General features: G+C 74.3%; 27 protein-coding genes. 17 read left to right on the forward strand and 10 right to left on the reverse strand.

Annotated features, from left to right (window positions below):
* Positions 1–120: 120 nt before the first annotated feature.
* Entirely contained in the window at positions 121–585 is a 465-nt protein-coding gene (locus J2S41_RS10760) for a heme-degrading domain-containing protein (RefSeq protein ID WP_310366242.1), read from the forward strand.
* On the opposite strand, the gene J2S41_RS10765 is transcribed toward J2S41_RS10760, so the two are convergent.
* Positions 586–744 carry a hypothetical protein gene (locus J2S41_RS10765; protein ID WP_310366245.1) on the reverse strand — a complete coding sequence of 53 codons (159 nt, stop codon included), beginning with the start codon at positions 742–744 and terminating at the stop codon, positions 586–588.
* 104 nt (positions 745–848) lie between these two features.
* Here J2S41_RS10765 and J2S41_RS10770 point away from each other — a divergent pair, with 104 nt between their 5' ends.
* The 9 genes from J2S41_RS10770 to J2S41_RS10810 all read left to right on the forward strand — a co-directional run bounded on the left by J2S41_RS10770 (position 849) and on the right by J2S41_RS10810 (position 11,938).
* Complete coding sequence (locus J2S41_RS10770; RefSeq protein WP_310366246.1) at positions 849–1,796, forward strand: ABC transporter substrate-binding protein; 948 nt, start codon at positions 849–851, stop codon at positions 1,794–1,796.
* The gene (locus J2S41_RS10775) at positions 1,793–2,542 is read left to right on the forward strand and encodes an ABC transporter permease (RefSeq protein ID WP_310366248.1); all 750 of its coding nucleotides are present in this window, start codon (positions 1,793–1,795) and stop codon (positions 2,540–2,542) included. Before J2S41_RS10770 ends, J2S41_RS10775 begins: the two co-directional genes overlap by 4 nt.
* Positions 2,539–3,270, forward strand: a complete 732-nt coding sequence (locus J2S41_RS10780) for an ABC transporter permease (protein ID WP_310366250.1) — start codon at positions 2,539–2,541, stop codon at positions 3,268–3,270. The genes J2S41_RS10775 and J2S41_RS10780 overlap by 4 nt, the downstream gene beginning before the upstream one ends.
* A complete protein-coding gene (locus J2S41_RS10785) occupies positions 3,264–4,007 on the forward strand; it encodes an ABC transporter ATP-binding protein (RefSeq protein ID WP_310366251.1) in 744 nt (247 codons plus the stop codon). The genes J2S41_RS10780 and J2S41_RS10785 overlap by 7 nt, the downstream gene beginning before the upstream one ends.
* Entirely contained in the window at positions 4,004–5,170 is a 1,167-nt protein-coding gene (locus J2S41_RS10790) for an acyl-CoA dehydrogenase family protein (protein WP_310366254.1), read from the forward strand. The genes J2S41_RS10785 and J2S41_RS10790 overlap by 4 nt, the downstream gene beginning before the upstream one ends.
* Positions 5,167–6,183 (forward strand): nucleoside hydrolase, encoded by a 1,017-nt coding sequence (locus tag J2S41_RS10795; protein WP_310366256.1) that lies wholly within the window; start codon positions 5,167–5,169, stop codon positions 6,181–6,183. The genes J2S41_RS10790 and J2S41_RS10795 overlap by 4 nt, the downstream gene beginning before the upstream one ends.
* Before the next feature lie 21 nt (positions 6,184–6,204).
* Positions 6,205–7,308, forward strand: coding sequence for a sensor histidine kinase (locus J2S41_RS10800; protein WP_310366259.1), 1,104 nt, complete (start codon positions 6,205–6,207; stop codon positions 7,306–7,308).
* A complete protein-coding gene (locus tag J2S41_RS10805) occupies positions 7,305–7,958 on the forward strand; it encodes a response regulator transcription factor (RefSeq protein WP_310366261.1) in 654 nt (217 codons plus the stop codon). The genes J2S41_RS10800 and J2S41_RS10805 overlap by 4 nt, the downstream gene beginning before the upstream one ends.
* A gap of 281 nt (positions 7,959–8,239) precedes the next feature.
* Positions 8,240–11,938 (forward strand): nSTAND1 domain-containing NTPase, encoded by a 3,699-nt coding sequence (locus J2S41_RS10810; protein ID WP_310366264.1) that lies wholly within the window; start codon positions 8,240–8,242, stop codon positions 11,936–11,938.
* 406 nt (positions 11,939–12,344) lie between these two features.
* Here J2S41_RS10810 and J2S41_RS10815 read toward each other — a convergent pair whose 3' ends face one another.
* The gene (locus J2S41_RS10815; RefSeq protein ID WP_310366267.1) at positions 12,345–13,301 is read right to left on the reverse strand and encodes an AraC-like ligand-binding domain-containing protein; all 957 of its coding nucleotides are present in this window, start codon (positions 13,299–13,301) and stop codon (positions 12,345–12,347) included.
* A gap of 407 nt (positions 13,302–13,708) precedes the next feature.
* On the opposite strand from J2S41_RS10815, the gene J2S41_RS10820 reads away from it, so the two are divergent.
* On the forward strand, positions 13,709–14,293 hold the full coding sequence (locus tag J2S41_RS10820) for a hypothetical protein (RefSeq protein ID WP_310366270.1): 585 nt from the start codon (positions 13,709–13,711) through the stop codon (positions 14,291–14,293).
* 277 nt (positions 14,294–14,570) lie between these two features.
* Here J2S41_RS10820 and J2S41_RS10825 read toward each other — a convergent pair whose 3' ends face one another.
* Positions 14,571–14,948 carry a winged helix-turn-helix transcriptional regulator gene (locus tag J2S41_RS10825; RefSeq protein ID WP_310366272.1) on the reverse strand — a complete coding sequence of 126 codons (378 nt, stop codon included), beginning with the start codon at positions 14,946–14,948 and terminating at the stop codon, positions 14,571–14,573.
* Positions 14,949–15,077: 129 nt separating this feature from the next.
* Here J2S41_RS10825 and J2S41_RS10830 point away from each other — a divergent pair, with 129 nt between their 5' ends.
* Entirely contained in the window at positions 15,078–15,443 is a 366-nt protein-coding gene (locus J2S41_RS10830; RefSeq protein WP_310366275.1) for a DoxX family protein, read from the forward strand.
* A gap of 50 nt (positions 15,444–15,493) precedes the next feature.
* The gene (locus J2S41_RS10835; protein ID WP_310366278.1) at positions 15,494–16,411 is read left to right on the forward strand and encodes a class I SAM-dependent methyltransferase; all 918 of its coding nucleotides are present in this window, start codon (positions 15,494–15,496) and stop codon (positions 16,409–16,411) included.
* A gap of 1 nt (position 16,412) precedes the next feature.
* On the opposite strand, the gene J2S41_RS10840 is transcribed toward J2S41_RS10835, so the two are convergent.
* A complete protein-coding gene (locus tag J2S41_RS10840) occupies positions 16,413–17,135 on the reverse strand; it encodes an SDR family NAD(P)-dependent oxidoreductase (RefSeq protein ID WP_310366281.1) in 723 nt (240 codons plus the stop codon).
* A 70-nt stretch (positions 17,136–17,205) separates the two neighbouring features.
* Between J2S41_RS10840 and J2S41_RS10845 the strand changes: the two genes are divergently transcribed.
* Positions 17,206–18,054: a LysR family transcriptional regulator gene (locus tag J2S41_RS10845; RefSeq protein WP_310366283.1), complete on the forward strand. Its 849-nt coding sequence runs from the start codon at positions 17,206–17,208 to the stop codon at positions 18,052–18,054.
* Here the strand turns inward: J2S41_RS10845 and J2S41_RS10850 are convergent.
* From J2S41_RS10850 to J2S41_RS10860, 3 genes are all read right to left on the reverse strand, one after another.
* Entirely contained in the window at positions 18,041–18,502 is a 462-nt protein-coding gene (locus J2S41_RS10850; protein WP_310366285.1) for an SPW repeat protein, read from the reverse strand. The genes J2S41_RS10845 and J2S41_RS10850 overlap by 14 nt on opposite strands.
* Before the next feature lie 51 nt (positions 18,503–18,553).
* Entirely contained in the window at positions 18,554–19,948 is a 1,395-nt protein-coding gene (locus J2S41_RS10855; protein WP_310366286.1) for a M28 family peptidase, read from the reverse strand.
* 113 nt (positions 19,949–20,061) lie between these two features.
* Complete coding sequence (locus tag J2S41_RS10860) at positions 20,062–20,523, reverse strand: MarR family winged helix-turn-helix transcriptional regulator (RefSeq protein WP_310366287.1); 462 nt, start codon at positions 20,521–20,523, stop codon at positions 20,062–20,064.
* Positions 20,524–20,597: 74 nt separating this feature from the next.
* Here J2S41_RS10860 and J2S41_RS10865 point away from each other — a divergent pair, with 74 nt between their 5' ends.
* Both J2S41_RS10865 and J2S41_RS10870 read left to right on the forward strand, forming a co-directional pair.
* Positions 20,598–21,623, forward strand: coding sequence for an LLM class flavin-dependent oxidoreductase (locus tag J2S41_RS10865; protein WP_310366288.1), 1,026 nt, complete (start codon positions 20,598–20,600; stop codon positions 21,621–21,623).
* Positions 21,624–21,627: 4 nt separating this feature from the next.
* Positions 21,628–22,305 carry an NADPH-dependent F420 reductase gene (locus J2S41_RS10870; protein ID WP_310366290.1) on the forward strand — a complete coding sequence of 226 codons (678 nt, stop codon included), beginning with the start codon at positions 21,628–21,630 and terminating at the stop codon, positions 22,303–22,305.
* 29 nt (positions 22,306–22,334) lie between these two features.
* Here the strand turns inward: J2S41_RS10870 and J2S41_RS10875 are convergent, their stop codons facing one another.
* Positions 22,335–22,727, reverse strand: coding sequence for a hypothetical protein (locus J2S41_RS10875; RefSeq protein ID WP_310366291.1), 393 nt, complete (start codon positions 22,725–22,727; stop codon positions 22,335–22,337).
* A 40-nt stretch (positions 22,728–22,767) separates the two neighbouring features.
* On the opposite strand from J2S41_RS10875, the gene J2S41_RS10880 reads away from it, so the two are divergent.
* Complete coding sequence (locus tag J2S41_RS10880; RefSeq protein WP_310366292.1) at positions 22,768–23,424, forward strand: TetR/AcrR family transcriptional regulator; 657 nt, start codon at positions 22,768–22,770, stop codon at positions 23,422–23,424.
* A 39-nt stretch (positions 23,425–23,463) separates the two neighbouring features.
* On the opposite strand, the gene J2S41_RS10885 is transcribed toward J2S41_RS10880, so the two are convergent.
* Both J2S41_RS10885 and J2S41_RS10890 read right to left on the reverse strand, forming a co-directional pair.
* Positions 23,464–24,543 (reverse strand): Gfo/Idh/MocA family protein, encoded by a 1,080-nt coding sequence (locus J2S41_RS10885; RefSeq protein WP_310366293.1) that lies wholly within the window; start codon positions 24,541–24,543, stop codon positions 23,464–23,466.
* Between the two features lie 144 nt (positions 24,544–24,687).
* Positions 24,688–25,410, reverse strand: coding sequence for a sugar phosphate isomerase/epimerase family protein (locus J2S41_RS10890; protein ID WP_310366294.1), 723 nt, complete (start codon positions 25,408–25,410; stop codon positions 24,688–24,690).
* Between the last annotated feature and the right edge of the window lie 229 nt (positions 25,411–25,639).

A 25,639-nucleotide genomic window follows, 5' to 3' on the forward strand; every position in this document is an offset into this window, starting at 1 on the left:
CCGTGCGGCGCGCGCCAAGGACCGAGATCACAGCGCCGGGGCGGCGGGGCGTCGGCATTGCGACGCTCCCGGCCCGATCGTGACAAGATCAAGACCTGACGACCACCGGAGGGTACGTACATGAGCGACGCCGATCTCATCGCCCGGATCGAGGAGCAGGAGGAGCGGTTGCGGTTCGACCGCTTCGACGACGACGACGCGTGGCGGCTGGGGGTGCTGCTGGTCGAGACGGCCCGGGAGCGTGGCCTGCCCGTCACCGTCGACATCCGCCGCGGCGGGCAGCAGCTCTTCCACGCGGCGCTGGCCGGCACCGCGCCGGACAACGACCGCTGGATCGACCGGAAGGTGCGCGTGGTCGAGCGGTTCCACGCCAGCTCGTACCTGGTCGGCCGCCGGCTCGCCGCCAAGGACCGGGCGCTGGACGCGAGCCAGGGCGTGGACCCGGCCGAGTACGCCGCGCACGGCGGCGCGTTCCCGATCCGGGTGCGCGGCGTGGGCGTGGTCGGCGTGGTCACCGTCTCCGGGCTGCCGCAGGCCGACGACCACGCGCTGGTCGTGGAGGTCCTGGAGTCGTACCTGCGCTGATCAGCCCTGCGGCACGGTCAGCGGCTCGTCGCCGCTGATCGCCTGATTCGCCGGCGGCGGGCTCGCCGGCGTGGTGGCGCGCTGATCCTCCGGGCGGATCCGCTCCGGCATCCGCCGCCAGCGCTCGGTGGCGGCGCGCTCCTCGATCTTCTGCTCCATGACGGCATCGTCGCATACGCACGCGGACGTAGTCAGTCCTACGACGCGGTGCGGATGTCCCCGGTCGCGCACGCGGGCACGCTGTGCGCGACGGGGGAGGCCTCATGATCAGGATTCGGGCGTGCGTCACCGCCGCGACGCTGCTCGCGCTGGCCGGCTGTGGCCTGCTGGGCGAGGAGCCGGTGGCGGACCGGGCCGGCACCACCGCGATCACGGTGTCGGTCATGCCGACGATCGACCTGGCGCCGTTCCACCTCGCGATGCGCAACGGCTACTTCACGGCCGAGGGGCTGGCCGTCACCACGGTCGGCGCGCCGAGCGGGCAGGCGTCGGTGGCGAAGCTGATCGGTGGCGACGTCGACATCGCCTACAGCAGCTACCCGCCGTTCTTCGTGGCGCAGGCCAGGGGCGCGGCGGACCTGAGGCTGGTCGCGGACGCGTCCGCCGCCGGGCCGCGCACCACCATGGTCGTGGCCATGCCGGACTCGCCGGTGAAGGGCATCGCGGACCTGGCCGGCCGGCGCGTCGCGGTCACCGGCCGCAACACCGTCTCCGACATGCTGGTCAAGTCCGCGATGCGCACCGCGGGCGCGGACTTCTCCGGCGTGCGCTGGGTGGAGATCCCGTTCCCGGACACCGCGGCCGCGCTGGAGCGCGGCGACGTCGACGCCGCGTTCCTCACCGAACCGTTCATCACCCAGGCCCGCCGCACCGTCGGCGCGGTCCCGGTCGCGGACACCGCGGTCGGCCCGGCCCGGGATCTGCCCACCGCCGGGTACGCCGCGCTGCGCACGTTCACCGACGCGCACCCGGACGCGGTCACCGCGTTCCGCCGCGCGATGGAACGGGCCACGGCCGAGGCGGCGGACCGGGCCGTGGTCGAGCCGCTGATCGTCGAGTTCGCCAAGGTCGACCCGGCGGTCGCGGCCGAGACGGAGATGCTCACGCTGCGCTCCCGGATCGAGCCGGCCACGCTGCAGCGGGTGCCGAACCTGCTGGCCGAGTACGGCATCATCCCCGCGCCGCTCGACGTCACCGGCATGATCGCATGATCCGCGGCCTGGCCGGCTCCGCCGCGCTGCTGCTGGCCTGGGAGACGGCCGTGCGGTCCGGCGCGGTGGACGGCCGCTTCCTGCCGCCGCCGTCCACGGTCGGCGCGCGGCTGGCCGAGCTGCTCGGCACGGCCGCGTTCCTGCGGGACGTGATCGCGACCGTGCTGGCCTGGCTGATCGCGCTCGGCATCGCGGCCGCGATCGCGGTGCCGGCCGGGCTCGCGCTCGGCATCAGCCCGCCGCTGCGCGCTGCCACGTACGCGGTGGTCGAGTTCCTCCGACCGATCCCGGCCGTGGCGCTGATCCCGCTGGTCATCCTGCTGGTCGGTGGCGGGCCCGAGGCGAAGCTGACGCTGGCGGCGTACGCGTGCGCCTGGCCGATCCTCTACAACACCGCGTACGCGGTCGCGGACCTGGACCCGCTGATGCTGGACAGCGCGCGGCTGTGCGGCGCCGGCCGGCTCGGCACGCTCACCCGGGTGGCGCTGCCGCACGCGGCCCCGTTCGTCCTCACCGGCCTGCGGATGGCCGCCGCGATCGGCCTGATCGTGGTGGTCAGCGTGGAGTTCCTGGCCGGCGCCGGGCGCGGGCTGGGCGTCTTCGTGCTGGACGCCGCGTCCGGCGGCGGGCGCACCGACCTGGTGCTCGCCGGCACCGCCGTGGCCGGGCTCGCCGGGCTGGCGGCCAACGAGGGCCTGGAACGGCTGGGCCGCAGGCTGTTCCGCTGGGACGTGGCGTACCGATGAGGTCCCTGCTGCTGCCCGCGCTGCTGCTCGCCGCCGGCGAGGCGGCCACCCGCGCGGCCGGCCACCCGTTCTTCCCGCCGCCGTCGCGGGTCGCGGCCACCGCGGCCGGGCTGTGGACCGGCCCGATGCTCGGCGGCGACATCCTGCCCAGCCTGGCCCGGGTGCTCGGCGGCTTCGCGATCGCGGCGCTGCTCGGGGTCGCGGCCGGCACCGCGCTGGGCCGGTCCCGCACTGGCCTGGCCTACCTGGGGCCGGCGTGCGCGTTCGCCCGTGCGGTGCCGCCGCCGGTGCTGATCCCGGTGGTGCTGGTGCTGCTGCACATCGGGCCGGTGGCGCAGGTGGCGGTCATCGTCTCCGGCGCGGTCTGGCCGGTGCTGCTGAACACGGCCGACGGCGTGCGCGCGGTCGAGCCGGTGCGCGAGGAGGCGGTCCGCGCGATGCGCACGCCCGCGGCGTACCGGCTGATGCTGGTGATCCTGCCCGGCGCGGCGCCGAAGATCTTCGCCGGGCTGCGGCTCGCGCTGTCGATCGCGCTCATCCTGATGGTCGTCTCCGAGATGACCGGCGCCGTCGACGGCATCGGCTACCAGCTTATCTTCGCGCAGCGGCAGTTCGACTTCCCGGCCATGTGGTCCGGCATCGCGCTGCTCGGCCTGCTCGGCTGGGGCCTCAACACCGCGCTGCTCGCCGTGGAGCGCCGCGTGCTGCGCCGGCGGCCCCGATGCTGACGATCACGAACCTCAGCCATCGGTACGCCGGCGGCCGGCTCGCGCTCGACGGCGTGTCGCTGGCCGTGGCCGCGGACGAGCTGGTGTGCATCGTCGGCCCGTCCGGCTGCGGCAAGTCCACCCTGCTGCGCTGCGTGGCCGGGCTGGTCACGCCCACCGCCGGCACGATCGGCCTGGCCGGCGACCCCGCGCCGGCCATGGTGTTCCAGGACTACGGCCGATCGCTGTTCCCGTGGCTGTCCGTCCGGTCCAACGTGGATTTCCCGTTGCGCGGCCGGGTGCCACGCGCGGAGCGGCGCGCGCGTGCGGCGGAGGCGCTGCGGGACGTGGGACTGCCGGACGTCGCGGACCGGTACCCGTGGGAGCTGTCCGGCGGCATGCAGCAGCGCGTCGCCATCGCCCGCGCGCTGGTGGTCCGGCCCGCGCTGCTGCTGATGGACGAGCCGTTCGCGTCCGTGGACGCGCAGACCCGGGCCGGCCTGGAGGACCTGCTGCTGCGCGTGCGGCGGGCGCACGGCGTCACGGTCCTGCTGGTCACGCACGACATCGACGAGAGCGTCTACCTCGGCGACCGGATCGTGGTGCTCTCGCCCGGGCCGGGCACGGTGGTCGCGGACCTGCCGTCCGGCCTGCCCGCGGAGCGCGACCAGATCGGCACCCGCGGCTCGCCCGCGTTCGCCGCCGCCCGTACCGCGGTGGCGAAGCTGCTCATGACCGGTACCGAGGAGACGCCATGACCGCGCTGCTGGAGACGGCGGCGACGCTCGCGGACACCTTCGCGGAGCGGGCCGCCGCGCACGACCGGGACAACACGTTCCCGTACCGCAACGTCGAGGATCTGCGCGCGGCCGGGTTCCTGCGCCTATCCGTACCGGAGGAACTGGGCGGGCTCGGCGCCGGGATGGCCGAGGTCCTGGCGGTGCTGGAGCGCCTCGCCATGGGCTGCGGGTCCACCGCGCTGGCGGCCACCATGCACATCTCGCCGCTCGGCCAGTGGGCCGGCGTGTGGCGCCGCACCCGTGACCCGCACCTGGAACGGCTGCTGCGCCGGGCCGCCGACGGCACGCTGATCTGGGCGTCGCTCACCGGCGAGCTGGGCCTGCGCAACGACCTGACCGACGCGCGCACCACGGCCGTGCGGGTGCCCGGCGGATACCGGCTGACCGGCCGCAAGAGCTTCGCCACGAACAGCGCCGTCGCCACCGACTGCTCGGTCACCGCACGGTACGAACTCGCGGACGGCGGACCCCGGCTGCTGCTCTGCCGGATCTCGCTGCGCGACCCGGCCGTCACCGTGCTCGACACCTGGGACACGCTCGGCATGCGCGCCACCCGCAGCGGAGACGTGCGGCTGGACGGCGTGTTCGTGCCGGACGCGCAGGTGGTGCACTCGCTGCCGGTCGGCCACCTGGACGCGCGCGTGGCCGAGACCGTGTGGGCGTGGGCGATGCCCGCGTTCTCCGCGGTGTACACCGGCATCGCGGCCGGTGCGCTGGACTTCGCGGCCCGCCAGGCGCGCCGGCGCGGCACGGACGGCGACCCGCTGGTGCAGGACGCGGTCGCGGAGTGCGTGGTGCTGGTCGAGACCGCGCGGGCGCTGATGCACCGGCACGCGGCCGAGGTCGCCGACCGCAGCCTGTTCGCCGGGGGGGTGCAGGCCGCGATCGCGCGCAGCGCGCTGGTCAAGTACGTGGCCAGCAACAACGCGGTGCGGGTGGTGCAGCGGCTGGTCGACGTGCTGGGCGGGGCGGCGTTCGCGCGGGCGCTGCCGTACGAGCGCATGTTCCGCGACGCGCAGGCCGGCGTGATCATGCCGATGAGCAATCTCGCGGCCCGGCGGCTGATCGGCGCGGACGCGCTCGGCCTGACCACCGCGCCCGTCCACGGGAGGTTCACATGAGGCGACTGCTGTCCGTACCGCTGATGCTGCTGCTGCTCCTGGTCTCCGGGTTCACGGCGGTGCGCCATCCGCTCGCCGTGATCTACGACAGCGACCTCGACTTCGACGACGCGTCCACCCTGGCCATGCTCTGCGAGCAGGACAGGCGCGGCCGGATCTCGCTGCGCGCGGTCACGGTCGCGGAGAACGGGTTCGGGCTGCCCGGCCGCGCGCTCACCCACGCGCGCAGCATCCTCGACGAGTGCGGGCTGCCCGGCGTGCCGATCGCGGCCGGGGCGGCCGGCCGCGGCGTCCATCCGGCCCCGGCGGAGCTGGTCACCGCGATCGAGACGGTGCTGACCGACGCGCTCGGCGACGCCGGCCACGGCGTGCCGGACACCCGGGAGACCGCGCCGGAGCTGATCGCGCGCACCGCGCGCAGCAGCCCGGACGGCGTGGTGGTGCTGGCCACCGGCGCGCTGACGAACGTGGCGGACGCGCTCGCCGACCCGCGCGTGGCCCGGCGGGTCGACGCGGTGCGGGTGATGGGCGGCGCGCTGGAGGTCGGCGGCAACCTGTTCGGCTCCGCGCTGCCCGGCTTCGACAACAGCCAGGAGTTCAACATGTGGCTGGACCCGGTGAGCGCGGCCCTGGTCCTGGACCGCGCGCGGGTGGATCTGGTGCCGCTGGACGCCACCCGGTTCGTGCCGATCACCACGGACTTCGTGGCCCGGCTCGGCGCGCAGCGGTCCGCGCCGGCCGCGGACATCACGTACCGGATCGTGTCGCACCCGATCCTGGCCGCGCTGATCGCGCAGGACGTCATGTACTGGTGGGACGCGCTGGCCGCGGTGTCGCTGCTGCACCCCGCCGTGATCACCGCGGAGGCGCGGGTCCGGGTGACCGTCGTCCAGGACGGGCCGCAGTCCGGCCGTACCGTGACCGGCCCGCACGGCAGCCGCGTCCGGGCCGCGCTCGCCGCGGACGGCCCGCGTTTCGAGGAGCTGTTCCTGCGCGCGCTCAACGGCGCCTAGGCTGTCCATCGAGGAGGACTGATGCCGCGGCGCCGCTATGTGATCGCGGCGGTGGCGGCCGCGCTCGTCGCCGCGCCCGCCACGGTGGCCGTGGACGTGTTCAACCCGGCCGACCGGCCGCCGGACGCGCCGGCGCTCGCGCTGGTCGTCGCCGGCGTGCTCAGCCTCGCCTGGCTGCGGGACCGGCCGCTGGCCGTGCTCGCGGTGGTCACGTCCAGCACCACGGCGTACCTGTGGTGCGGATACCCGTACGGGCCGGTGATGGTCACGTTCCTGATCGCGGTCTACGGCGTCGCGGTCGCGCTGCCGCTCACGGCCGCGCTGCCCGCGTCCGCCGCCGCGCTCGCGATGCTGCTCACCCACATCGCGGTCAACGACGCGGCGCTGCCCGGCCTGCTCGGCCTGCTGCCCGGGTCCGCGTGGGCGGTCGTGCCGTTCGCGGTCGGCATGTCCGTGCGCATGTGGCGCGAGGGTGCCCGCCGCGACCGCGAGGACCAGCTGCGCCGCCACCTCGACGCGGAACGCCTGCGGATGGCCCGGGAGGTGCACGACATCGTCGGCCACGGGCTCGCCGCGATCCACATGCAGGCCGGCGTGGCGCTGCACGTGCTCGGCAAGGACCCCGGCCGCGCCGAGGCCGCGCTGCGCGCGATCGCCACCTCCAGCGCCGCCGCGCTCGAGGAGCTCCGGCACACGCTCGCGGTCGTCCGCGGCGGTGACGGCACCGCGCCCCGGCAGCCGTCGCCCGGCCTGGACGGCGTCGACGACCTGGTCGCCCGCATGCGCGACGCCGGCCTGCGCGTGGCGCTGACCTCGGCCGTCCCGCCGGGCACGGTGCCGGCCGCGATCGGCCTGGCCGCGTACCGGGTGATCCAGGAGTCGCTGACCAACGTGCTGCGTCACGGCCCGGTCAAGAGCTCGGCCGTCACGCTCTCCTACCACGACGGTACGGTGGAGGTGCGCGTGGTGAATCCGGACGTCCCCGGCCGGGGACTGCGGCCGGGCACCGGCATCGCCGGCATGCGGGACCGGGTCGAGGCACTCGGCGGGCACTTCACGGCCGGATTCGCCCCGGCCGGGCGGTTCGAGGTCGTCGCCCGGCTCCCGACCGAGGAGAGGCCATGATCACCGTCGTCATCGCCGACGACCAGGACCTGGTCCGGATGGGCCTGCGCACGCTGCTGCAGCACGAGGACGACATCACCGTGGTCGGCGAGGCCGCCGACGGCCTGGACGCGCTGGTCGCCACCCGCCGCGAACGGCCCGACGTGGTCCTGATGGACATCCGCATGCCGGGCGTCGACGGCCTGGAGGCCGTCAAGCGCATCGCCGCCGACCCGGCGCTGTCCGCCACCCGCGTCATCGTGCTCACCACCTTCGAGATCGACGAGTACGTCTTCGAGGCGCTCCGCCACGGCGCCAGCGGCTTCCTGCTCAAGGACACCCGGCCCACCGCCATCCTCGAGGCGATCCGCGTGGTGCGGCAGGGCCAGGCGCTGCTGTCCCCGTCCGTCACCCGCCGCGTCGTGCGCGAGCTGAGCGGCCGCCCGCCCCGCGTCCTCAAACCCCACCCGCACCTGGACCGCCTCACCAACCGCGAGCGCGAGGTGGTCGCGCTGGTGGGGGAGGGCCTGTCCAACGACGAGATCGCGGACCGGCTGGTGGTCAGCACGGCCACGGCACGCACCCACGTGAGCCGGGCGATGGTCAAGCTCGCGGCCCGGGACCGGGCCCAGCTGGTGGTGTTCGCCTATCAGTCCGGGCTGGTCGCCTGATCCGTGGGTTGTCCGGAGGTGTGTCCGGCGGCTCCGGACGACGTCCGTCGCGGAGCGGCCAGGGCAACAGCGACATCACCATCCACCGGTATCGGGTGTCGTAACCAGCGCACCGACAGCGGCGGCCGGGGCCGTGCATCCGGCCGCCGCTCGCTGTCGTGCCGGCCCCGCCTCGGGATCTCGGGTGCTCCTCCGGCCGGCATCGGTGCGGCCCCGTACGGACAGGGGCCGGGCACGCAGTGATAATCGGCGATGGGTGGCGCTTGTATCGGGGGTGGGCGATGCCGAGGCCGGAACGGCCGTTGGAAGGGCTGGGCGGGCCGGTCGAGCAGTTGGCGGCCGGGCTGCGGGAGTTGCGGGAGCGGGCGGGCAGGCCGGGTTACCGGCAGATGGCCGCGCGGGTGAACTACTCGGTGGCGACGCTGTCCGCGGCGGCCTCGGGCCGGCGGTTGCCGACGTGGGAGGTGACGCTGGCCTACGTCACGGCCTGCGGTGGTGACCGGGAGGAGTGGGAGCGGCGCTGGCGGGAGGCCGAGCGGCTGACCACGGCACCGGCCGAGAACCCCGGCGTGGCGAACGGCCACTGCGCGCCGCCGTACCCGGGGCTGGCGGCGTTCCAGCCGCGGGACGCGGAGCTGTTCTTCGGCCGGGCCGCGCTGGTCGGTGAGCTGACGCGGCGCTTGCGGGAGCGGCGTTTCCTGGCGGTGTTCGGGCCGTCCGGGGTCGGTAAGTCGTCGGTGGTCCGCGCGGGGCTGGTCCCGGCGGCCGGCGGGCCGGCCGTGGTGCTGACGCCGGGTGCGCACCCGATGGCGGAGTTGGCCGTGCACCTCGCGCGGCATGCCGGGGTGGCGTGCGGCGGGCTGCTGGACGAGTTGCGGGCGGACCCGGCGCGGGCATCGCTGCTGGTCCGGCAGGGCATGTGCGGCGTACCCGCGGATGTCGATCTTCTGGTGGTGGTGGACCAGTTCGAGGAGGCCTTCGCCACCTGCGCTGACGCGGCCGAGCGGGCGGACTTCGTCGCCGCGTTGCTGGCGATGTGCCAGGCACCGGACGCCCGCGCCCGGGTGGTGCTGGCCACCCGGGCCGATCACTTCGTCCGGTTCACCGAGCATCCGGCGCTGCTCGCCGCGCTGACGGACGCGCAACTGCTGATCGGCGGGATGAGCCCGGCCGAGCTGCGCGAGGCGGTGACCGGACCGGCCGAGCGATGCGGTGCGCGGGTGGAGGGCGCGCTGGTGGCCACGATCGTCGCGGAGGTGACCGACCGGCCCGGCGCCCTGCCGCTGGCCGCGCACGCGCTGCGGCAGGCGTGGCACCGCCGCAAGGGCACGATCGTCACGCTGTCCGGGTACGAGGTGGCCGGTGGCATGGCCGGCGCGGTCGCGCACACGGCGGAGGAGGCGTACGAGCGGCTGTCCGTGCGGGAACGGCACGTGGCGCGGCAGGTGCTGCGGCGGATGGTCGACGTCGGGGAGGACGGACTGATCACCCGCCGGCGGCTGTACCGGACCGAGCTGGACGCGATCGGCCACGCGCCGGCCGTGGTCGACACGCTGGCGGCGGCGCGGCTGGTCACCACGGACCGGGACACCGTGGAGATCGCGCACGAGGCGCTGATCCATGCCTGGCCGCGGCTGCGCGGCTGGGTGGAGACCGACCGTGCCGGGCTGCGCCTGCACCGCCAGCTCACCGAGGCGGCCACGGTCTGGGAGACCCTCGGCCGCGACGACGGCGCGCTGTACCGGGGCGTACGCCTGGCGATGACCGCGGAGGCGGCGGACGCGAAGATCATCGACCTGACCGGTACGGAGAGCGCGTTCCTCGAGGCGAGCCTGGCCCTGCGCGACCGCGAGACCCGGCAGCGGCGGCGGCGCGCCCGGCGGCTGCTGACCGCGCTCACCGCCGTGCTGACCCTGGTTCTCTCCCTCGCCGCCGGCGCGGTCGCCTCCGCGTTGCGCGCGGAGTCCGAGCGCAGCCGCGCCACCGCCCGCGAACTGGCCGCCGCCGCCCGCGCGGAGCGGATGACCGACCCGGACCTGGCGCTGCTGCTCGCGCTGCGCGCCTACCGCCTCCACCCGGACGCCGAGACCGAGTCGGTGCTGCGCCAGGCGACGGCGCACTCCCGAACCGTGTCCACGTTCGCCTCGCACGACGCGGAGGTGCGCTCGATCGACGTGAGCGGCTCCCAGATCGCCAGCGCGGACGCGGACGGCGTGGTGAAGGTGTGGGACACGCAGCGCCGGACGCCGCCGGTCACCGCGCCCGTCTCCGGTCGCTTCGTCGACTTCGGCCCGGCCGGCATGCTGGCCCTCACCTGCTACAACCCGAGTCTCCGCGCCAGTTCGGTCGTGCTGTGGCGGCCGGGGGACACGGGCCCGGGCCGCAGGCTGGAACCGCCGGCCCCGGCCGCGCTCTCCCGCGTGGCGTACAGCGAGGACGGCCGGTGGGTCGCCGCGGTCGCCGACGACGACCGCGTCTACGTCTGGGACACCGCGACCGACGGCGGCCGGACGTCCATCGACTACACCGGCGACGTCGGCGGCCTCGCCTTCGGACCCGACGGGCGGCTCGCCGTCGCCTCGGACGACGGCACCGTCCGCGTCTGGAGGGCCGGCACGGCGGCGCCACCCGTGCTGATCCGCCAGGCCGAGGAGACCTATCCGTCGTCCGTGGCGTTCAGCCCCGACGGGCGCAGCATCGCGGTCGGCGGCTACGAGAAGGTCAGCGTCTGGTCCGCGGACGGGCGCTCCGGCCCGCGCATCTACCTCGGCCCGGAACTCTGGTACACCAGCGTCGCGTTCAGCCCGGACGGGCTCCGGATCGCCGCGGGAACCGCCGAGCGCACCGTGCGGATCTGGACCATGTCCGACGGCACGCGCCCACGGGTGCCGCACCGTGCGGACGGCGGTCACGGCACGGCGCTCCGTGGCCACCACGGCACGGTCCGGGACCTGGCGTTCAGCCCGGACGGCCGGCGCCTGATCTCCGGCAGCGACGACACCACCGTGCGGGTGTGGGACACCACCGCCGAACCCGAGACGATGACGCTCGCCGACGCCGCGCGGATCAGCGAGGACGGCAGCGTCGTGGCATCCTCCGCCGGCCCCGGTGCGATCTCCGTCTTCCCCGTCCGTACGCCGGGGACCGCGACCATGCTGCGGGGTGGCCCGCCCGGCCCACTGTCCCTCGCCGTCGGCCCGGGCGGCCGCGGCGTCGCGACCGCGTCCCCCGGCAGCCCGCGGATCCACTGGTGGGACACCGCGGGCGCCGGCGACCCGGCCGTGGTCGACTGCGGGAGCGACCCGGCGACGATGAACCCCGACCAGCTCCTGCTCGGCGCCGACGGGCGCACACTCGTCACCGACTGCGGGGACAACGAGATCCGGCTGTGGCGGTCGAGCGAACCGCACGACCCCACCGTCATCAGGGGCGACTGGCCGGTCGCCGTCGACGGTGCCGGCGGGCTGATGGCGGTGCGCGTGTGGCCGCAGGACATGGTGCTGTGGGATCCGGCCGCCGACCGGCTGGTCCGCACCCTGCACGCCCGGGCCGACCAGGCCCGGTTCAGCCCCGACGGGAGGCTGCTGGCCCTCTCCGGCGACGACGGCACGATCCGCGTGTGGACCGTCGCCGAGGCCGCGGACCCCGTCGTGCTGACCGGCGCGGTCGGGCGGATCTCCGCGATCGCCTTCAGCCCCGACGGCCGGCTGATCGCCGCCATCGGCACGGACGACGTGCTCCGGATCTGGAACACCGACGGCAGCGGCGAGCCGCTCACCTTCGACCAGCCGGCCGGGACGCAACAGGTCGCCTTCAGCGCGGACGGACGACAGCTGATCACCCTGCACGGTACGCACCTGCGCTTCACCCCGTGCGAGGTGTGCGGCCCGGTGGACGAGGTGCTCCGGCTGGCCCAGCAGCGCACCACCCGCGACTTCACCCCCGGCGAACGCACAAGATACCTGCACGACCCCGGATGAACCGCCGGCATGTCCAGCCGGTCACCTCCCGCACCGACGGCGGGCGAGGCCCTCTGACCAGCTCCGCTGGCCGGTCGGCCGGCGCTCGCCGCGAGTGTCCGCCGGAGGCCTCGCTCATTCGTGACCCAGCGGCGAGCCGGGCCGTCCACCTGCTCGGCGAAGGTCCGCAGCCGGATGGCGTCGGTCGGCGCCATCCGTCGGCGGGGCTACATAGCCGCAGTTCACATACGGCTCGATGTTGCCCGCCCGTTCTCCGGGAGCCGAGCATCGATCGGATCTCGCTCGGACAGCGGGCAGTTCATGATTGAAAACTGCCGCCGTCGGATTGATCGTCGGCGGTGGGCCGGTAGCCGGCGACGACCACCGGCGCGGACCACCGACCCGGAGCGCCGGTGGTCCGCGGACCTTACGCGACCGAGTCGGAGCGGAATTCGCCCGGGGTGACGCCGTAGGCTCTGCGGAAGGTCCGGCTGAAGTTGGCCGGGTCGGGATAGCCCCACCGGGCGGCGATGTCCCGGACCGGGAGGCGCGCCTGGTGGGGGTCGGCCAGGTCGCGCCGGCATCTCTCCAGGCGGCATCGGCGGATGTACTCGCCCGCGCTGGTGTCGTGGCCCAGGAAGAGGCGGTGCAGTGAGCGCACCGAGAGGTGATGCGCGGCGGCCACCTCGGCCACGGACAGGGCCGGGTCGCCGAGCCGGCTCTCGATGTACTGCCGCACCTGCAGGAGCCCGACCCGCCCCTGTGGGGTTTCGCCGGTTCCCAGGTGCGCGGCCAGCACCCCGCCGACCAGGTCGGTGAGGATGCCGCTGAGCCGCGCCTCATCGCTGGGCTGATATCGCCCGCAGTCCCGGCCCACCGTGCGCAGGAACTGCACCAGCAGGGTGCCGATCCCGCTGTCCACCGGAAGGCGTACGGCGACGACGTCGTCGGCCCGCGTCGCCGGCACCGGGACGAGACGGCGCGGGATGTGGGCCTCGATCACGGACACGGTGCCCGGCCGGCCGTCCGACGTGGTGCGGAACGGCCGCCACGATTGGTACAGCACCAGGTCGCCGGGCCCGAAGGTGACCGTCCGCCCCGCCTGACTCAGCCCGAACCGGCCGCGGATGCCGAGGTTCAGGTGAAAGCACTCCGGGTCTGAGCGGCGGATCAGCCGGGTCGTCCGGCTCGCCGTGACCGCCGAACAGCGAACGGTGGCCACCTGGGTGACGCCGCCCATGTCCAGGGCCTCGACGCCGCCGCGGAACGACGGTGGATGCGCGGCCCGGACGTCGATCGGCGCGTACATCGTGCTCAGGCTCTCGTGCCAGAAGTCGAACCGGTCGCGCGCGGCCAATCCATGAAGATCAATGATGTGGTGCATAGTCGCTTCCCCCGTTCGGCGGCTATCCACCGAACACTGTAGACGCTGCGCGTCCCCGGCTGTGTGGCACGCGATGACAACGGGGACGGCGCGTCCGCCCAATGACGGCGGCCCGGACGGCACGCGAAGGTACCGGAGGAGATCACGCGCTACGAAGGGGAACGCATGAGACTTCGCCGCCTCGTCGCCCCGGCGTCGGTGGGTGGAAGCACCCGGGCGCCGCACCGTGGGGGTCCGCACCCGACGGCGCGAGGCGATCCGCCTCCGCCCGGCACGCCGGGCCGTGTCACGGCGCGCACACCAACTCCGGCTCCGCCTGGTGGGCCGGTCCGGCGTCGGCGAGCGGCACATCATCGCCGCTCGCCCACAGAATCCATAACAGCCCGATCAACGAGAGGAACGGGGCAATGTCGATGAAAAGGTTCGGCGTCCTGACGGCGCTGGCGCTGGCCGCCGCGCTGATCCCGGGCGCCGCCGCACAGGCCGACACGGGCGCTCCCCTGTCGGCTTCCGGCAAGGCGTTCGTGGCCGAGTCGAGAGCGGCCGGCCTGACCGCCGAGCAGGCCAACGGCCTGCAGGCCAAGGTCGACGAGTATCTGTCCACGCTGGGGGAGGGCGCGACGCAGGTCGGCCCGGACAAGATCACGAGCGACGGATCGGACCTTTTCGTCACCGTGCCGGGCGAGGATCGCCCGCGCGGTCTCTCCTCACCGGAGGACGCGAAGCTCCTGGCCGTCCCGTGTCCCTACTACTACTTCTGCGCATTCTCGGGCGAGCAGTTCACCGGCGACGCGCGCCTCGAGGACGACTGCGGAACGTGGATCTCCATCCCGTTCTGGGGGTACGGCTCCTGGATCAACAACCAGACTCCGGGCACCCAGCCGACGGCCTACTTCAACAACGGAACCGCGCCGTGGCGGATGCCCGGCGCCTACGCCGAGGCCCGGGCCGGTGTCCTGTGGGACCCGGTCGTGAACATCGATCCTTGCTGAACAGGAGGGGGTGACCGGGTGGCGGCCGTGGATTCCACGGCCGCCACCCCGGTTCTCCTACCGGCCGCGCCCGATCCCGGAGTCGCTTCGGACCGCGGCGCGGGCGATGTCCCCGGAGCGGACGAGTTCGCGGATCGCGGCGGTCATCGCCGGTAGACCCGGGTGCGGCACGATCAGTTGGCCGGCGGCCCCAGAAATAGCTGCCGTTCGCCACCTCGCCGATCCCGCTGGCTCGTCGTGCCACCCGGCTCCGCGCCCCGATCCTGAGGCCCCGCCGTCAGCGCGCGCGGGCCTCGTACGCGGCGCGGCTCTCCTCGATGTGTGGCACGTGCTCGATCGCCCAGCTCGCCAGGGCGAGCGCCGGCGGGATGAGGCTGCTGCCGGCCGGCGTCAGCGCGTACTCCACCCGCGGCGGGACCTCGGCGTGCACGGTGCGGGAGACGAGCCCGTCGCGTTCCAGGTTGCGCAGCGTCAACGTCAGCATGCGCTGGGAGATGCCGGGGATCTGGGCGTGCAGGTCGCTGAAGCGCAGCGTGGAGCCGTCGAGCGTGGCGACCACCAGCAGCGTCCATTTGTTGCAGATCCGGTCCAGGATGCCGCGGAGTGTCCGGCCGCCGTCGCCGCGGATCATGCAGGTGTGCTCGTACTGCTCCATGACGGCTCCCTGTGCCTGAGGCACACGCGTGTGCCTTTTGTACGGCCCTGGAAAGTGACGCATGATGGGGCTACTTACCTGCGGTAACCATCCTGGTCACCGCCATTGTGCCATGCGGAGAGGTCGTCAATGGAGATCGCCTACTGGATCATCGCGGGCCTGCTGGCCGCGTTCTACCTCTACGCCGGCGGGCTGAAGGTCGGGCGCGACCGTGAGCGGTTGCGGCCGATGATGGGCTGGGTCGACACGATCCCGATGCCGGTGGTCCGGACGATCGGCACGCTGGAGATCCTCGGCGCGGCGGGTCTGATCCTGCCGCCGCTGACCGGCATAGCGCCCGGCCTGGCGGTGGCGGCCGCGGCGGGGCTGGTGCTGATCCAGGCCGGCGGCATCGTGGTGCACCTGTCCCGCGGCGAGGCCCGCCTGATCGGGCTCAACGTGGCGCTGTTGGTGCTGGCGGCGGTCGCCGTCTGGCTGGGCGCGGCCCGCCTGTGAAAAGGCGGATATCGCCCCGGCGGCCGGGCGGGCGGCCCTAGCCTGCACCTATGAGCCGCAGGACCGCGGACGCCGTGGCGTGGCTGGAGACGAACCCGGCGCTGGAGGAACTGGCCGAGGCGTTCCCGGACGAGTGGGTGCGGGTGCGGCGCGGCCTGGACGCGCTGATCGCCCGGGACGACGCCGAGGAGATCAAGGCGTACATCACCCGGGTGTCCCAGCCGGAGGCGGCGCTGCCCGGACGGTCACGGTCGCGGCGGGACCGGCTGCTGGCCGAGGTGCGCCGGCAGATGTCGGTCGCGGTGCTCAAACGGGAGATCCTGAGCGCCACCACCGGCGTGTCCGAGGGGCGGGTCAGGTTCAACCTCATCAACGGGTACGTGGCGCAGCGGCTGCTGTTCCGGCGCGGGCTGGAGCGCAAGCCGGTGCGGATGGGCGTGTTCCGGGCGGTGTGGCCGCTCCTGGGCCAGCGCCGGCTGCTGATGCCCCTGGTCCAGAGGAGGGGCATCTGGTGCTTCTACTCGAAGCCGCTGATCACACGGCTGGCGCGGCTGATCGGTGACCGATCGTGCCTGGAGATCGCGGCCGGGGACGGCACGCTGTCGCGGTTCCTGGCGCGGGCCGGCGTGCGGATCGTGGCGACGGACGATCACAGTTGGAGCGACAGCATCGAGTTCCCGGAGAGCGTGCTGCGCCAGGACGCCCGCGCGGCGCTGCGCGCACACGCGCCGGAGGTGGTGATCTGCTCGTGGCCGCCGGCCGGCAACGACTTCGAGCGGCACGTGTTCACCACCGAGAGCGTGCGGCTGTACGTGGTGATCGGCTCGAAGCACCGGGAGAGCACCGGTGACTGGGCCGCCTACGAGCGCCAGGACGGGTTCACCATGACGGCCGACGACGACCTCGGGCGGCTGGTGCTGCCACCCGAGGTCGAGCACGCGGTCTACGTGTTCCGGCGCCGGACGTGACTCACCACGGCACGGTGCCCTCGTCGGACAGGAACGCGGCGGTGGGGCGCTCACCGGAGGTGGCGAGCGTGACCGCGATGGCGGCGCCCTGCGCGGCGGTGCGGTCCAGGTGCAGGCCGAGCGCGGTGGCGAAGTCGGTGTCGCAGGCGCCGGGCGCGATGGCGGTGACCGTGATGCCGTCGTCGGCGAGCGCCTTGGCGTACTGGACGGTCAGCATGTTCAGCGCCGACTTCGACACCGGGTAGCCGGCCATCGCGATCCTGGTGGCGAACGAGAAGTCCGGGTCGGTCATCCGCGCCATCGACGCCGTACCGCTGGAGACGTTGATGATCCGGGCGCCGGAGGCGCGGCGCAGCAGCGGCAGGAACGCCTCGGTCACGCGGATGACGCCGAACAGGTTGGTGTCGAAGATGCCGCGGACGACGTCCAGGTCGACCGCGCCCGGTACCTGCCGCCGGCCGCCGGAGATGCCGGCGTTGTTGACCAGCACGTCGAGGCGGCCGAAGCGGTCGGTGACCTCCGCGGCGGCGCGGGCCACGGACGCGTCGTCGGTGACGTCCAGCGTGACCGCGTGCGCGCCGATCCGGGCCGCGGTCGCCGCGCCCTTGGCGGCGTCGCGCGCCGCCACCACCACGGTCAGCCCGTGCCCGGCGAGCCCTTCCGCGATCGCCGCGCCGATGCCCTTGTTCGCCCCGGTGACCAGGGCGATTCGCTCGTTGTCCATGCCTGCCATCGGACCACCGGCGGCTCCGCCGCTCCAAGATCGATCGGGTCCAGACCGATACCCTGAGGGTATGGATGACGTGGAGACCCGGGAGCTGCGCTACTTCGTGGCGGTGGCGGAGGAGCTGCACTTCGGGCGCGCGGCCGACCGGCTCGGCATCGCGCAGCCGCCGCTGTCGCGGGCGATCCGGCGGCTGGAGCACCGGCTCGGTGTGCCGCTGCTGGCGCGCACCAGCCGGTCGGTGCGGCTCACCCCGGCCGGGGAGACGCTGCTGCACGAGGGGCGCGCGGCGCTGAACGGGGTCGCGGCCGCGGTGCGGCGCACCCGCCGGGCCGGCCGGGACACCCCGGCGCTGGTGCTCGCGCTGAAGGCCGGCGGCGACTCGGGGCTGCTGCGGGCGATCCTGCGCGGGTACGCCGAGCGGCCCGGGTCCGTACCGGTGGAGCTAGTCTTCTCGGTGCACGAGCGGGCCGCCATGGTCCGGGACGGGCGCGCCGACCTGGCGCTGCTGCACCATCCGCAGAACGATCTCACCGGCCTGGACAGCGCGCCGCTGCACACCGAGCCCCGGATGCTGGCGCTGGCCGAGGACCACCCGCTGGCCGCGCGCGAGTCGATCACGCTGGCCGACCTGGACGGGCTGCCGATGCCGCGGTGGCCGGAGGCGGCCGATCCCGGGCCGGGCCCGATGGTGACCGAGGTCGGCGAACTGCTGCACCTGGTCGTGCTGGGCCGCGCGGTGTCGCTGGTCACCGAGTCGGCGGCCCGCCGCCCGTACGCCGGCGTCGCGTACCGCCCGGTGGTCGACGCCGCTCCGGCCACGCTGGTGGTCGCGTGGCCGGAGGGCAGCCGCTCGCGCCGGATCGCCGGGTTCGTCGAGGCGGCCCGGGCCGTGACGAGCGCGCTCAGTCCCGGGTGACGCTGCGGGACCGGCCGCCCGCCGCGGCGCTGGCCAGCGCCAGCACGCCGATGATCGCGCCGGTGGCCAGGCCGGTGCGCGCGGCGGTCAGGTCGTCGCCGTAGCCGAGCAGCCAGGGCGAGCCGATCAGCCAACCGCCGAGCGCCAGGTGCACCAGCCCGAGCCGGCTGGTCCGCGGCGGCGACCCGAGCCGGACCACCGCCAGCAGCGCGACCAGCACGCCGGTGACCAGCGTGTTCCACCGGCCGGCGCCGTCGAGGCCGAGCACGAACGGCGCCGCGACCAGCCAGACGCCGGCCAGCAGCACCGCGATGTCCGTGATCAGCGACAGCCGGCCGCCGGCCGGTCCCGGGTACGTCGGCGGCGCGCTCTCCTCGGCCAGCTCGTGACCGGGTGGCCGCGGCCGGTTCTCCGGTCCCTTGACGTTGTCCATGACGTTCCTCTGCATGCCTCGGGGGTGGGGCATCGACGGCTACCCCACCCGCCGTGGCGGCAAACGCTACGGGTTGCGGGCCGTGGCGTACGCGGCCGCGCCGATCAACTCCATCGACACCTTCAGCCGCTCCAGGCTGATGTTCTTCGCGATCGTGTCCTCGGGGCTGTGGTACGGCGGTTCGAGCGTCGCCGGGGACTCCTCGCCCCGCCAGGAGAAGTTCGCCGCCGCGATGCCGACCTCCTGGAACGACTGGTGGTCGCTGGACCCGCGCAGCGTGACCGGGGAGATCCGCGGCGTGTAGCCGAGCCGCCCGGCCGCGGCGGCCACCTCGTCGGTGGCGCGGTTCGCCAGGCCGGTGAAGGAGAGCAGCCAGTAGCGGGTGGCCGGGTCCCAGCTGGTGGCGACCATGTCGTTCTGGAACACCGCGACGATCCGGTCCCGCTCGGCCTGCGGTAGCTGTGCCACGTGGTAGCGCGAGCCGACCAGGCCCTGCTCCTCCGAGCCCCACAGCCCGAACCGGAGCGTGGCGTTGACCGGCAGCCGGCGCAGCACCCGGGCGAGTTCCAGGTTGAGCACGGTGCCGGAGCCGTCGTCGTTCGCCCCGGGCGCGCCGATCACGGAGTCGTAGTGCGCGCTGACCATGACGACCGGCCCGGTGCCGTCCCCCCTGGTCCGCTCCGCGAGCACGTTGTGCGAGGTCAGGCCGCGGTGCGCGGTGGTGGTGACGGTCAGCTTCCGCAGCCGTCCCGCGGCCAGCAGCGCGCGCAGCCGGTGCTTCTGCGCCTGCGCCACGCCGACCACCGGGATCGGCACCGGCGTGGTGGCCGAGCCGGGCAGCGACGGGCTGAACGCGGGCGCGCGGCGCGGGTCCACCAGGTCGGCCGGGAGGAACACCACGGCGGCGGCGCCGCGCGCCACCGCGGTCGCGACCACGGTCTCGCGGTCCGCGGCCACGTAGTCGACGAGCAGGATCTTGCGGCGCACGTCCTCCGGGTAGTCGGCGGCGGCGCCCGCGCCCGCGTCCAGCACCTCGCCGCGCACGGTCACGTCCAGCCGCGCCTGGCCGGACGCGCCGGCCTGCCAGCACAGGTCGCGGGGCAGCCCGCCGGGGGTGTCCAGGTCGGCGAGGAACTTGTCCGCCACCGGGAACGGCTGCAGCGTGGTGTCGTATCCGAGCCGGTCGAACACGCCGGCGCAGTAGTCGGCGGCGCGCCGCTCCGAGCGGGTGCCGCCGATCCGCGGGCCGATCCGCTCGGCGAGCACGCGCAGGTGCTCCAGCGCGCGGCGCGCGGACACCTCGCCGGCGACCTGCCGATCGGCCGGGGTCAGGGCGGGCGGGCGCACCGAGCCGGGGCGCTGCTCGTCCACGGCCCAGGCGGGTGCGGGCAGCGCGACGCCGGCCGCACCCCCGGCCGCGATCACCAGCATCCGGCGGCGGCTGAACGAGGACTGTTCCACGTCTCCTCCTAGGTGTCCGGCCGGCTTCGGTCCGTCGCCGTACCGTCACAGGAAGAGACTAGGGTCGATCTTGATCGTGGTCTATGGGGAATCCGTTTCGCCGGGATGATCTTTTATCGCGCGTTCAGGTGCGCGCGCAGCGCGGCGGCGATCGCCCCGGCGGCGGCGAGCTGCTCCGGGGTGAGCGCGTCGACGAACAGCTCGCGCACCACGCGCAGGTGCGGCACCGTGGCCGCGCGGAACGCCGCGCCGCCGGCCTCGGTCAGCACGACCAGCGCGCCGCGGTTGTCGCCCGGCGAGTCGGTGCGGCCGATCAGCCCGCGGCGCTCCATCCGGCCCAGGTGGTGGGAGAGTCGGCTGCGCTCCCAGCCGATGTGCGCGGCCAGCTCGGAGGAGCGCATCCGGGTGTCCGGCGCCTCGCTGAGCGCGAGCAGCACCGCGTAGTCGCCGGACCCGAGCCCGGTGTCGCTCTGCAGGCGGCTCACCACCCGGGTGCGCAGCGCCTCGGTGGACTCGATGAAGTCGCGCCAGACCGCGAGCTCGCCGCGATCGGGAAGTCTGCGGGCACCGGGCATAAACCCTCACCTCCACTGGTTGACGTGTCCATCGTACCGATGATTGACACGTCAATCACCCCTCGGAGGGCATCATGATTCTCGGACTGGACACGTTCGGCGACGTGCCGGTGGGCGACGACGGCGCGCCGGTCTCGCACGCGGTCGCGATCCGCCAGGTGGTCGACGAGGCCGTGCTCGCCGACGACCTCGGCGTGGACGTGATCGCGCTCGGCGAGCACCACCGGCCGGAGTACTCGATCTCCACGCCGGAGACCGTGCTGGCCGGCATCGCCACCCGTACCCGCCGGATCGGGCTCGCCTCCGGCGTGACCGTGCTCAGCTCGGACGACCCGGTCCGGGTGTTCCAGCGGTTCGCGACCGTGGACGCGCTGTCCGGCGGCCGGGCGCAGGCGATCCTCGGGCGCGGCTCGTTCACCGAGTCGTTCCCGCTGTTCGGCTACGACCTCAGCCGGTACGACGTGCTGTTCGAGGAGAAGCTCGACCTCTTCGTCAAGCTCCTCGACGAGACGCCGGTGACCTGGGAGGGCACGACCCGGCCCGCGCTCACCGACGCGGAGGTGTTCCCCAGGACCGAGTCCGGCCGGCTGGACACCTGGGTCGGCGTCGGCGGATCGCCGCAGTCGGTGGTCCGTACCGCCCGGCACGGCCTGCCCCTGATGCTGGCCATCATCGGTGGCGCGCCCGAGCGGTTCGCGCCCTACGTCGACCTCTACCGCCGGGCCGCGGACCAACTCGGCACGGTCGCGCACCCGGTCGGCATGCACTCGCCCGGCTTCGTCGCCGACACCGACGAGCAGGCCAAGGAGCTGTTCTACCCGTACTACAAGGTGCAGCGGGACCGGATCGGCGCGCTGCGCGGCTGGCCGCCGCTGCGCCGGGAGGAGTTCGACCACGAGGTCGCGCACGGGTCGCTCTACATCGGCTCGCCGGAGACGGTGGCCCGTAAGATCGCCCGCGCGGCGAAGGCGCTGGACGTGGGACGGTTCGACCTGATCTACACGGTCGGCGCGCAGCCGATCAGCGCGCGCACGCGCGCGGTCGAGCTGCTCGGCGCGAAGGTCTTCCCGATGGTTCGCGACCTGATGACGGAGAACTGACACCATGAGCGTCATCGGCATCCTCGGCGCCGGCAAGCTCGGCACGGTCCTGGCCCGGCTCGCGGTCGCGGCCGGCCACGACGTGCTGATCGCCGGCTCCGGCGACCCCGCCAGGATCAAACTGATCGTCGAGATCCTCACGCCGGGCGCGGTCGCGGTCACCGCCGACGAGGCCGCGCGGCGCGCCGACGTGGTCGTGCTCGCGCTGCCCCTCGGCCGGTACCGCACGGTCCCCGCGGACGCGCTGCGCGGCAAGCTGGTGATCGACGCGATGAACTACTGGTGGGAGGTCGACGGCGTCCGCGACGACCTCACCGACCCGCGCACCTCCTCCAGCGAGACCGTGCGCGCCTTCCTGACCGGCGCTCGCGTGGTCAAGGCGTTCAACCACATGGGATACCACGACCTGGAGGAGGGCGCGCTGCCCGCGGGCGCGCCCGGCCGCCGCGCCATCGCGATCGCCGGCGAGCCGGACGACGCGGCCGAGGTGGCGGCGCTGGTCGACGCGCTCGGCTTCGACCCGGTGGTGGCCGGGCCGCTCGCCGAGGGCGTACGGATGGAGCCGGGCACCGAACTGTTCGGCGCGAACACGGACGCGGCCGAGGTCCGCGCCATGCTGGACCGCTTCGCCGACTCCGCGCGCGGCCGCGTCGTCACGGCCGCGCGCGGCGGCGCGGTGTGACCGCCGCCGCGCCGTCTCCGCCACGGCGATCAGCTGCCGCGGATCCGGCCCGGCCACCCGCCGGCGACGTCGTCCCGCCCGCCGGTGAATCGGACCGTCACGACGGCGCGGCGGTCGTTCAGGCGTACGGCCGTCGCGTGGCCGGGGCGGTCGAAGCCGTCGAGCCGTACCGTGAGGGGGCCGCCCGCGCCGGTGAAGTTGCGCCACCACCGCTTGGTGTCCGGGATCGCGACGTTGATGCGCACGCCGTCGGGCGTGCGGACGTAGGCGACCGGGGTGCTGAACGCGCGCCCCGAGCGGCGCCCGACGTAGGAGACGACGGTCATCCGCCGCCGGACCAGCGGGCCCAGCCGGGGTGAGTCCTGGAGCGCGACGGCACAGGAGTTGACATGATGGACGATCGCCCGCGCAGCATGGTTCATGGCGGCGAACCTATCCACCGAACCCCCGCCGGAGCCGGAAGTGACAGAAACGAGTGCCGCGGCGTCTCCGCTTCCGGGCCTGCGGGCCGACGCCCGGCGCAATCGTGACCGGATCGTCGAGACCGCACGGGACCTGTTCACCGAGCGCGGCCCGGGCGTGCCGATGGCCGCGATCGCCCGGCGCGCCGGCATCGGCACCGCCACCCTCTACCGCCGGTTCCCCACCAAGGAGTCCCTGCTCGCGGCGGCCTACGCGGAGCAGTTCGCGGAGTGCGTGGCGGTGGTCGACGACGCGCTCGCCGATCCGGACCCGTGGCGGGGATTCCGCACCATGATCGGCGAGATCTGCGCGCTCCAGCTCGCCGACCACGGCTTCAGCGCCGCGTTCCTGGCCGGTGCCGGCACGGAGGAGCCGGGCCGGCACCGGGAGCGGGCGGTGCGGGGCTTCGGCGAACTCGTCGCCCGGGCTCAGGCGGCCGGCCGGCTGCGCGCGGACTTCGTACCCGCGGACCTCGCACTGGCCGTCGCCGCGACGGCCGGCCTCGCCGCGCTCTTCCCGGACGACGCGGCCGAGGCGTCCCGGCGGATGACGGCTTTCCTGATCGCCGGCTTCGCCGCCGGCCACGGCGGGCCACCGCTGCCGCCGACGCCGCTGACCATGCGCGACCTCTTCGACGCGAGCCGGCGGGCGCGGTAGATCCGTCGCGGCCCGCCGCCCGCGTGCCTGAGCCGCCGCTCAGTGGCCGGCCCCGGCCGCCGGGTCGAAGGTGCTGGTCACGGAGACGTACTCGCCGCGTTCGGCGGACTCGGTGATGGACAGCATCAGGTCGAGTACGTGCAGCGCACGCTCGCCGGAGGCCGCGTGCGGCACGCCGGCCCGGATCGCGCGCGCCATCTCGGCCACACCCAGGCCGCGCGCGATGCGCGGGTCGTCGTCGCCGGGCAGGTCCGTCCACGTGGTCTCGCCGCGGCGCAGCATCCGGCCGTGGTCGCGGTGCCGGTTCGGGTCCGGCAGCGCGAGCGTGGCGCCGGTGCCGGTGATCTCCAGCAGGCCGGACCGGCCGAGCGGCGAGTCGAAGCTCATCACCAGCGTGGCGATCGTTCCGGCGGCGAACTCGATCAGCGCGGTCACGTGCGTCGGCACCTCGACCTCGAACACGGTGCCGGCCTTCGGGCCGCTGCCGACCGTGCGCTCGGCGAACGCCTGCCGGGCCAGCGCGACCACCCGCGTGGCCGGGCCGAACGCGGCGGTCAGCGCGGTCAGGTAGTACGGGCCGATGTCCAGCAGAGGGCCGGCACCGCGCTGGTACAGGAACTCGGGGGAGGGGTGCCACGACTCCGGGCCGGGGCCCTGCATGATCAGCAGCGCGCTCTGCGGCGTACCGATGCTGCCGTCGTTGACCGCGCGCAGCGCGTTCCGCAGGCCCGGCGCGAGGAACGTGTCCGGCGCGCCGCCCACCCGGACGCCCGCGGCGGCCGCGGCGTCGAGCATGCGCGCACCGGACGCGCGGTCGAGCGCCAGCGGCTTCTCGTTGTAGACGTGCCGGCCGGCCGCGATCACGTCGGCCGCGACCAGATCGTGCGCGGCGGGAACGGTCAGGTTGACCACCAGCTCCACGTCCGGGTGCGTGATCGCGGTGGCCACGTCGGTGCCCAGCGGTACGCCGTACAGCGCGGCGACCTCGGCCGCGCGCGTGACGTCGAGGTCGGCGCAGGCGACCACGCGCACGTCGTCCGGGTAGCCGGCGAGCGTGGGAAGGTACTGGTGACTGACGTTGCCGCAGCCCACCACCGCGACCCCGACCGGCCCGCTCATGCCGGACTCCCCTCGAAGCCGCGGTTCCGGCGTGGTCGGCGCTGCGCCGATGATTCGCTCGCAAGCTCGCTCATGCCGGATTCCCTTTCGCGCTGCGGTTGCGGCGTGGTCGGCGCTGCGCCGATGATTCGCTCGCAAGCTCGCTCATCGCAGCGCCGCCGCGCTCGCGACCAGGGCGTCGAGCACGTCGCCGGCGCACCGGTCGAGCTCGACGATGCGCTGTGCGCCGGGGGCGGCGGCGAGCGAGGCCGCGATCGGCACCACGCCCTCGCCGACCGCGGTCATCGGCCCCTCCACGGTCGCGGGACCGTCCTTGACGTGCAGATATCGGACGCGATCACCGAGGCGGCCGAGCAGCGCGGGCACGTCGGCGCCGCCGGTCGCGGCCCAGTAGAGGTCGACCTCGAGCAGCACCTCGGGTGCCAGCCGGTCCGCGAGCACCTCCAGCGCGGTCCGGCCGCTGATCAGCGTGCCGACCTCCCAGTGATGGTTGTGGTAGCCGACCCGCAGGCCGAGGTCGCCGGCCCGGACCGCGGCCGCGTTCAGGCGGCGGGCGGTGTCCGCGACGGCGTCGGCGTCCGTGAACCGGTCGGGCGGCAGGTACGCCTGGATCAGCGTGTCCGTGCCGAGCACCGGCGCGGCGGCGAGCGCGGCGTCCGCGTCGTCGCCGAGCACGTCGGTGTGCGCGCTGCACACGGACAGCCCGGCCGCGTCGAGGTCGGCGCGGAGCGCGTGCGGGTCGCGGTGTGCCTGGAACGGCTCGACGGCGCCGTACCCGGCGTCGGCGAGCGCGCGGAGCGTGCCGGGCCGGTCCTCGGCGAGGCGGTCCCGGACGGTGTAGAGCTGGACGGCGAGGACGCTGCTCAATGAGACTCCTTCGGGCGCCGGAGGTTTTTCGAGTCTCGCCGAGTCCGGCCGGTACGTCTAGATCTTTATCGATGCGTTCGTGGTGTCACTGTAAGTAGTCACCGCATCGCTACGCGTTTCGGCGGCGCATCCTCCGTTCGATCACGACCCCCTCCCCCCTTTATGCCGATATTTCCGGACTTGGTGGCCGGGACGGTACGGGGCGATCGAAAGTCGCGGAGCTGCACGA

It is taken from the genome of Catenuloplanes atrovinosus (genome assembly GCF_031458235.1).
GTDB classification, from domain to species: Bacteria; Actinomycetota; Actinomycetes; order Mycobacteriales; family Micromonosporaceae; genus Catenuloplanes; species Catenuloplanes atrovinosus.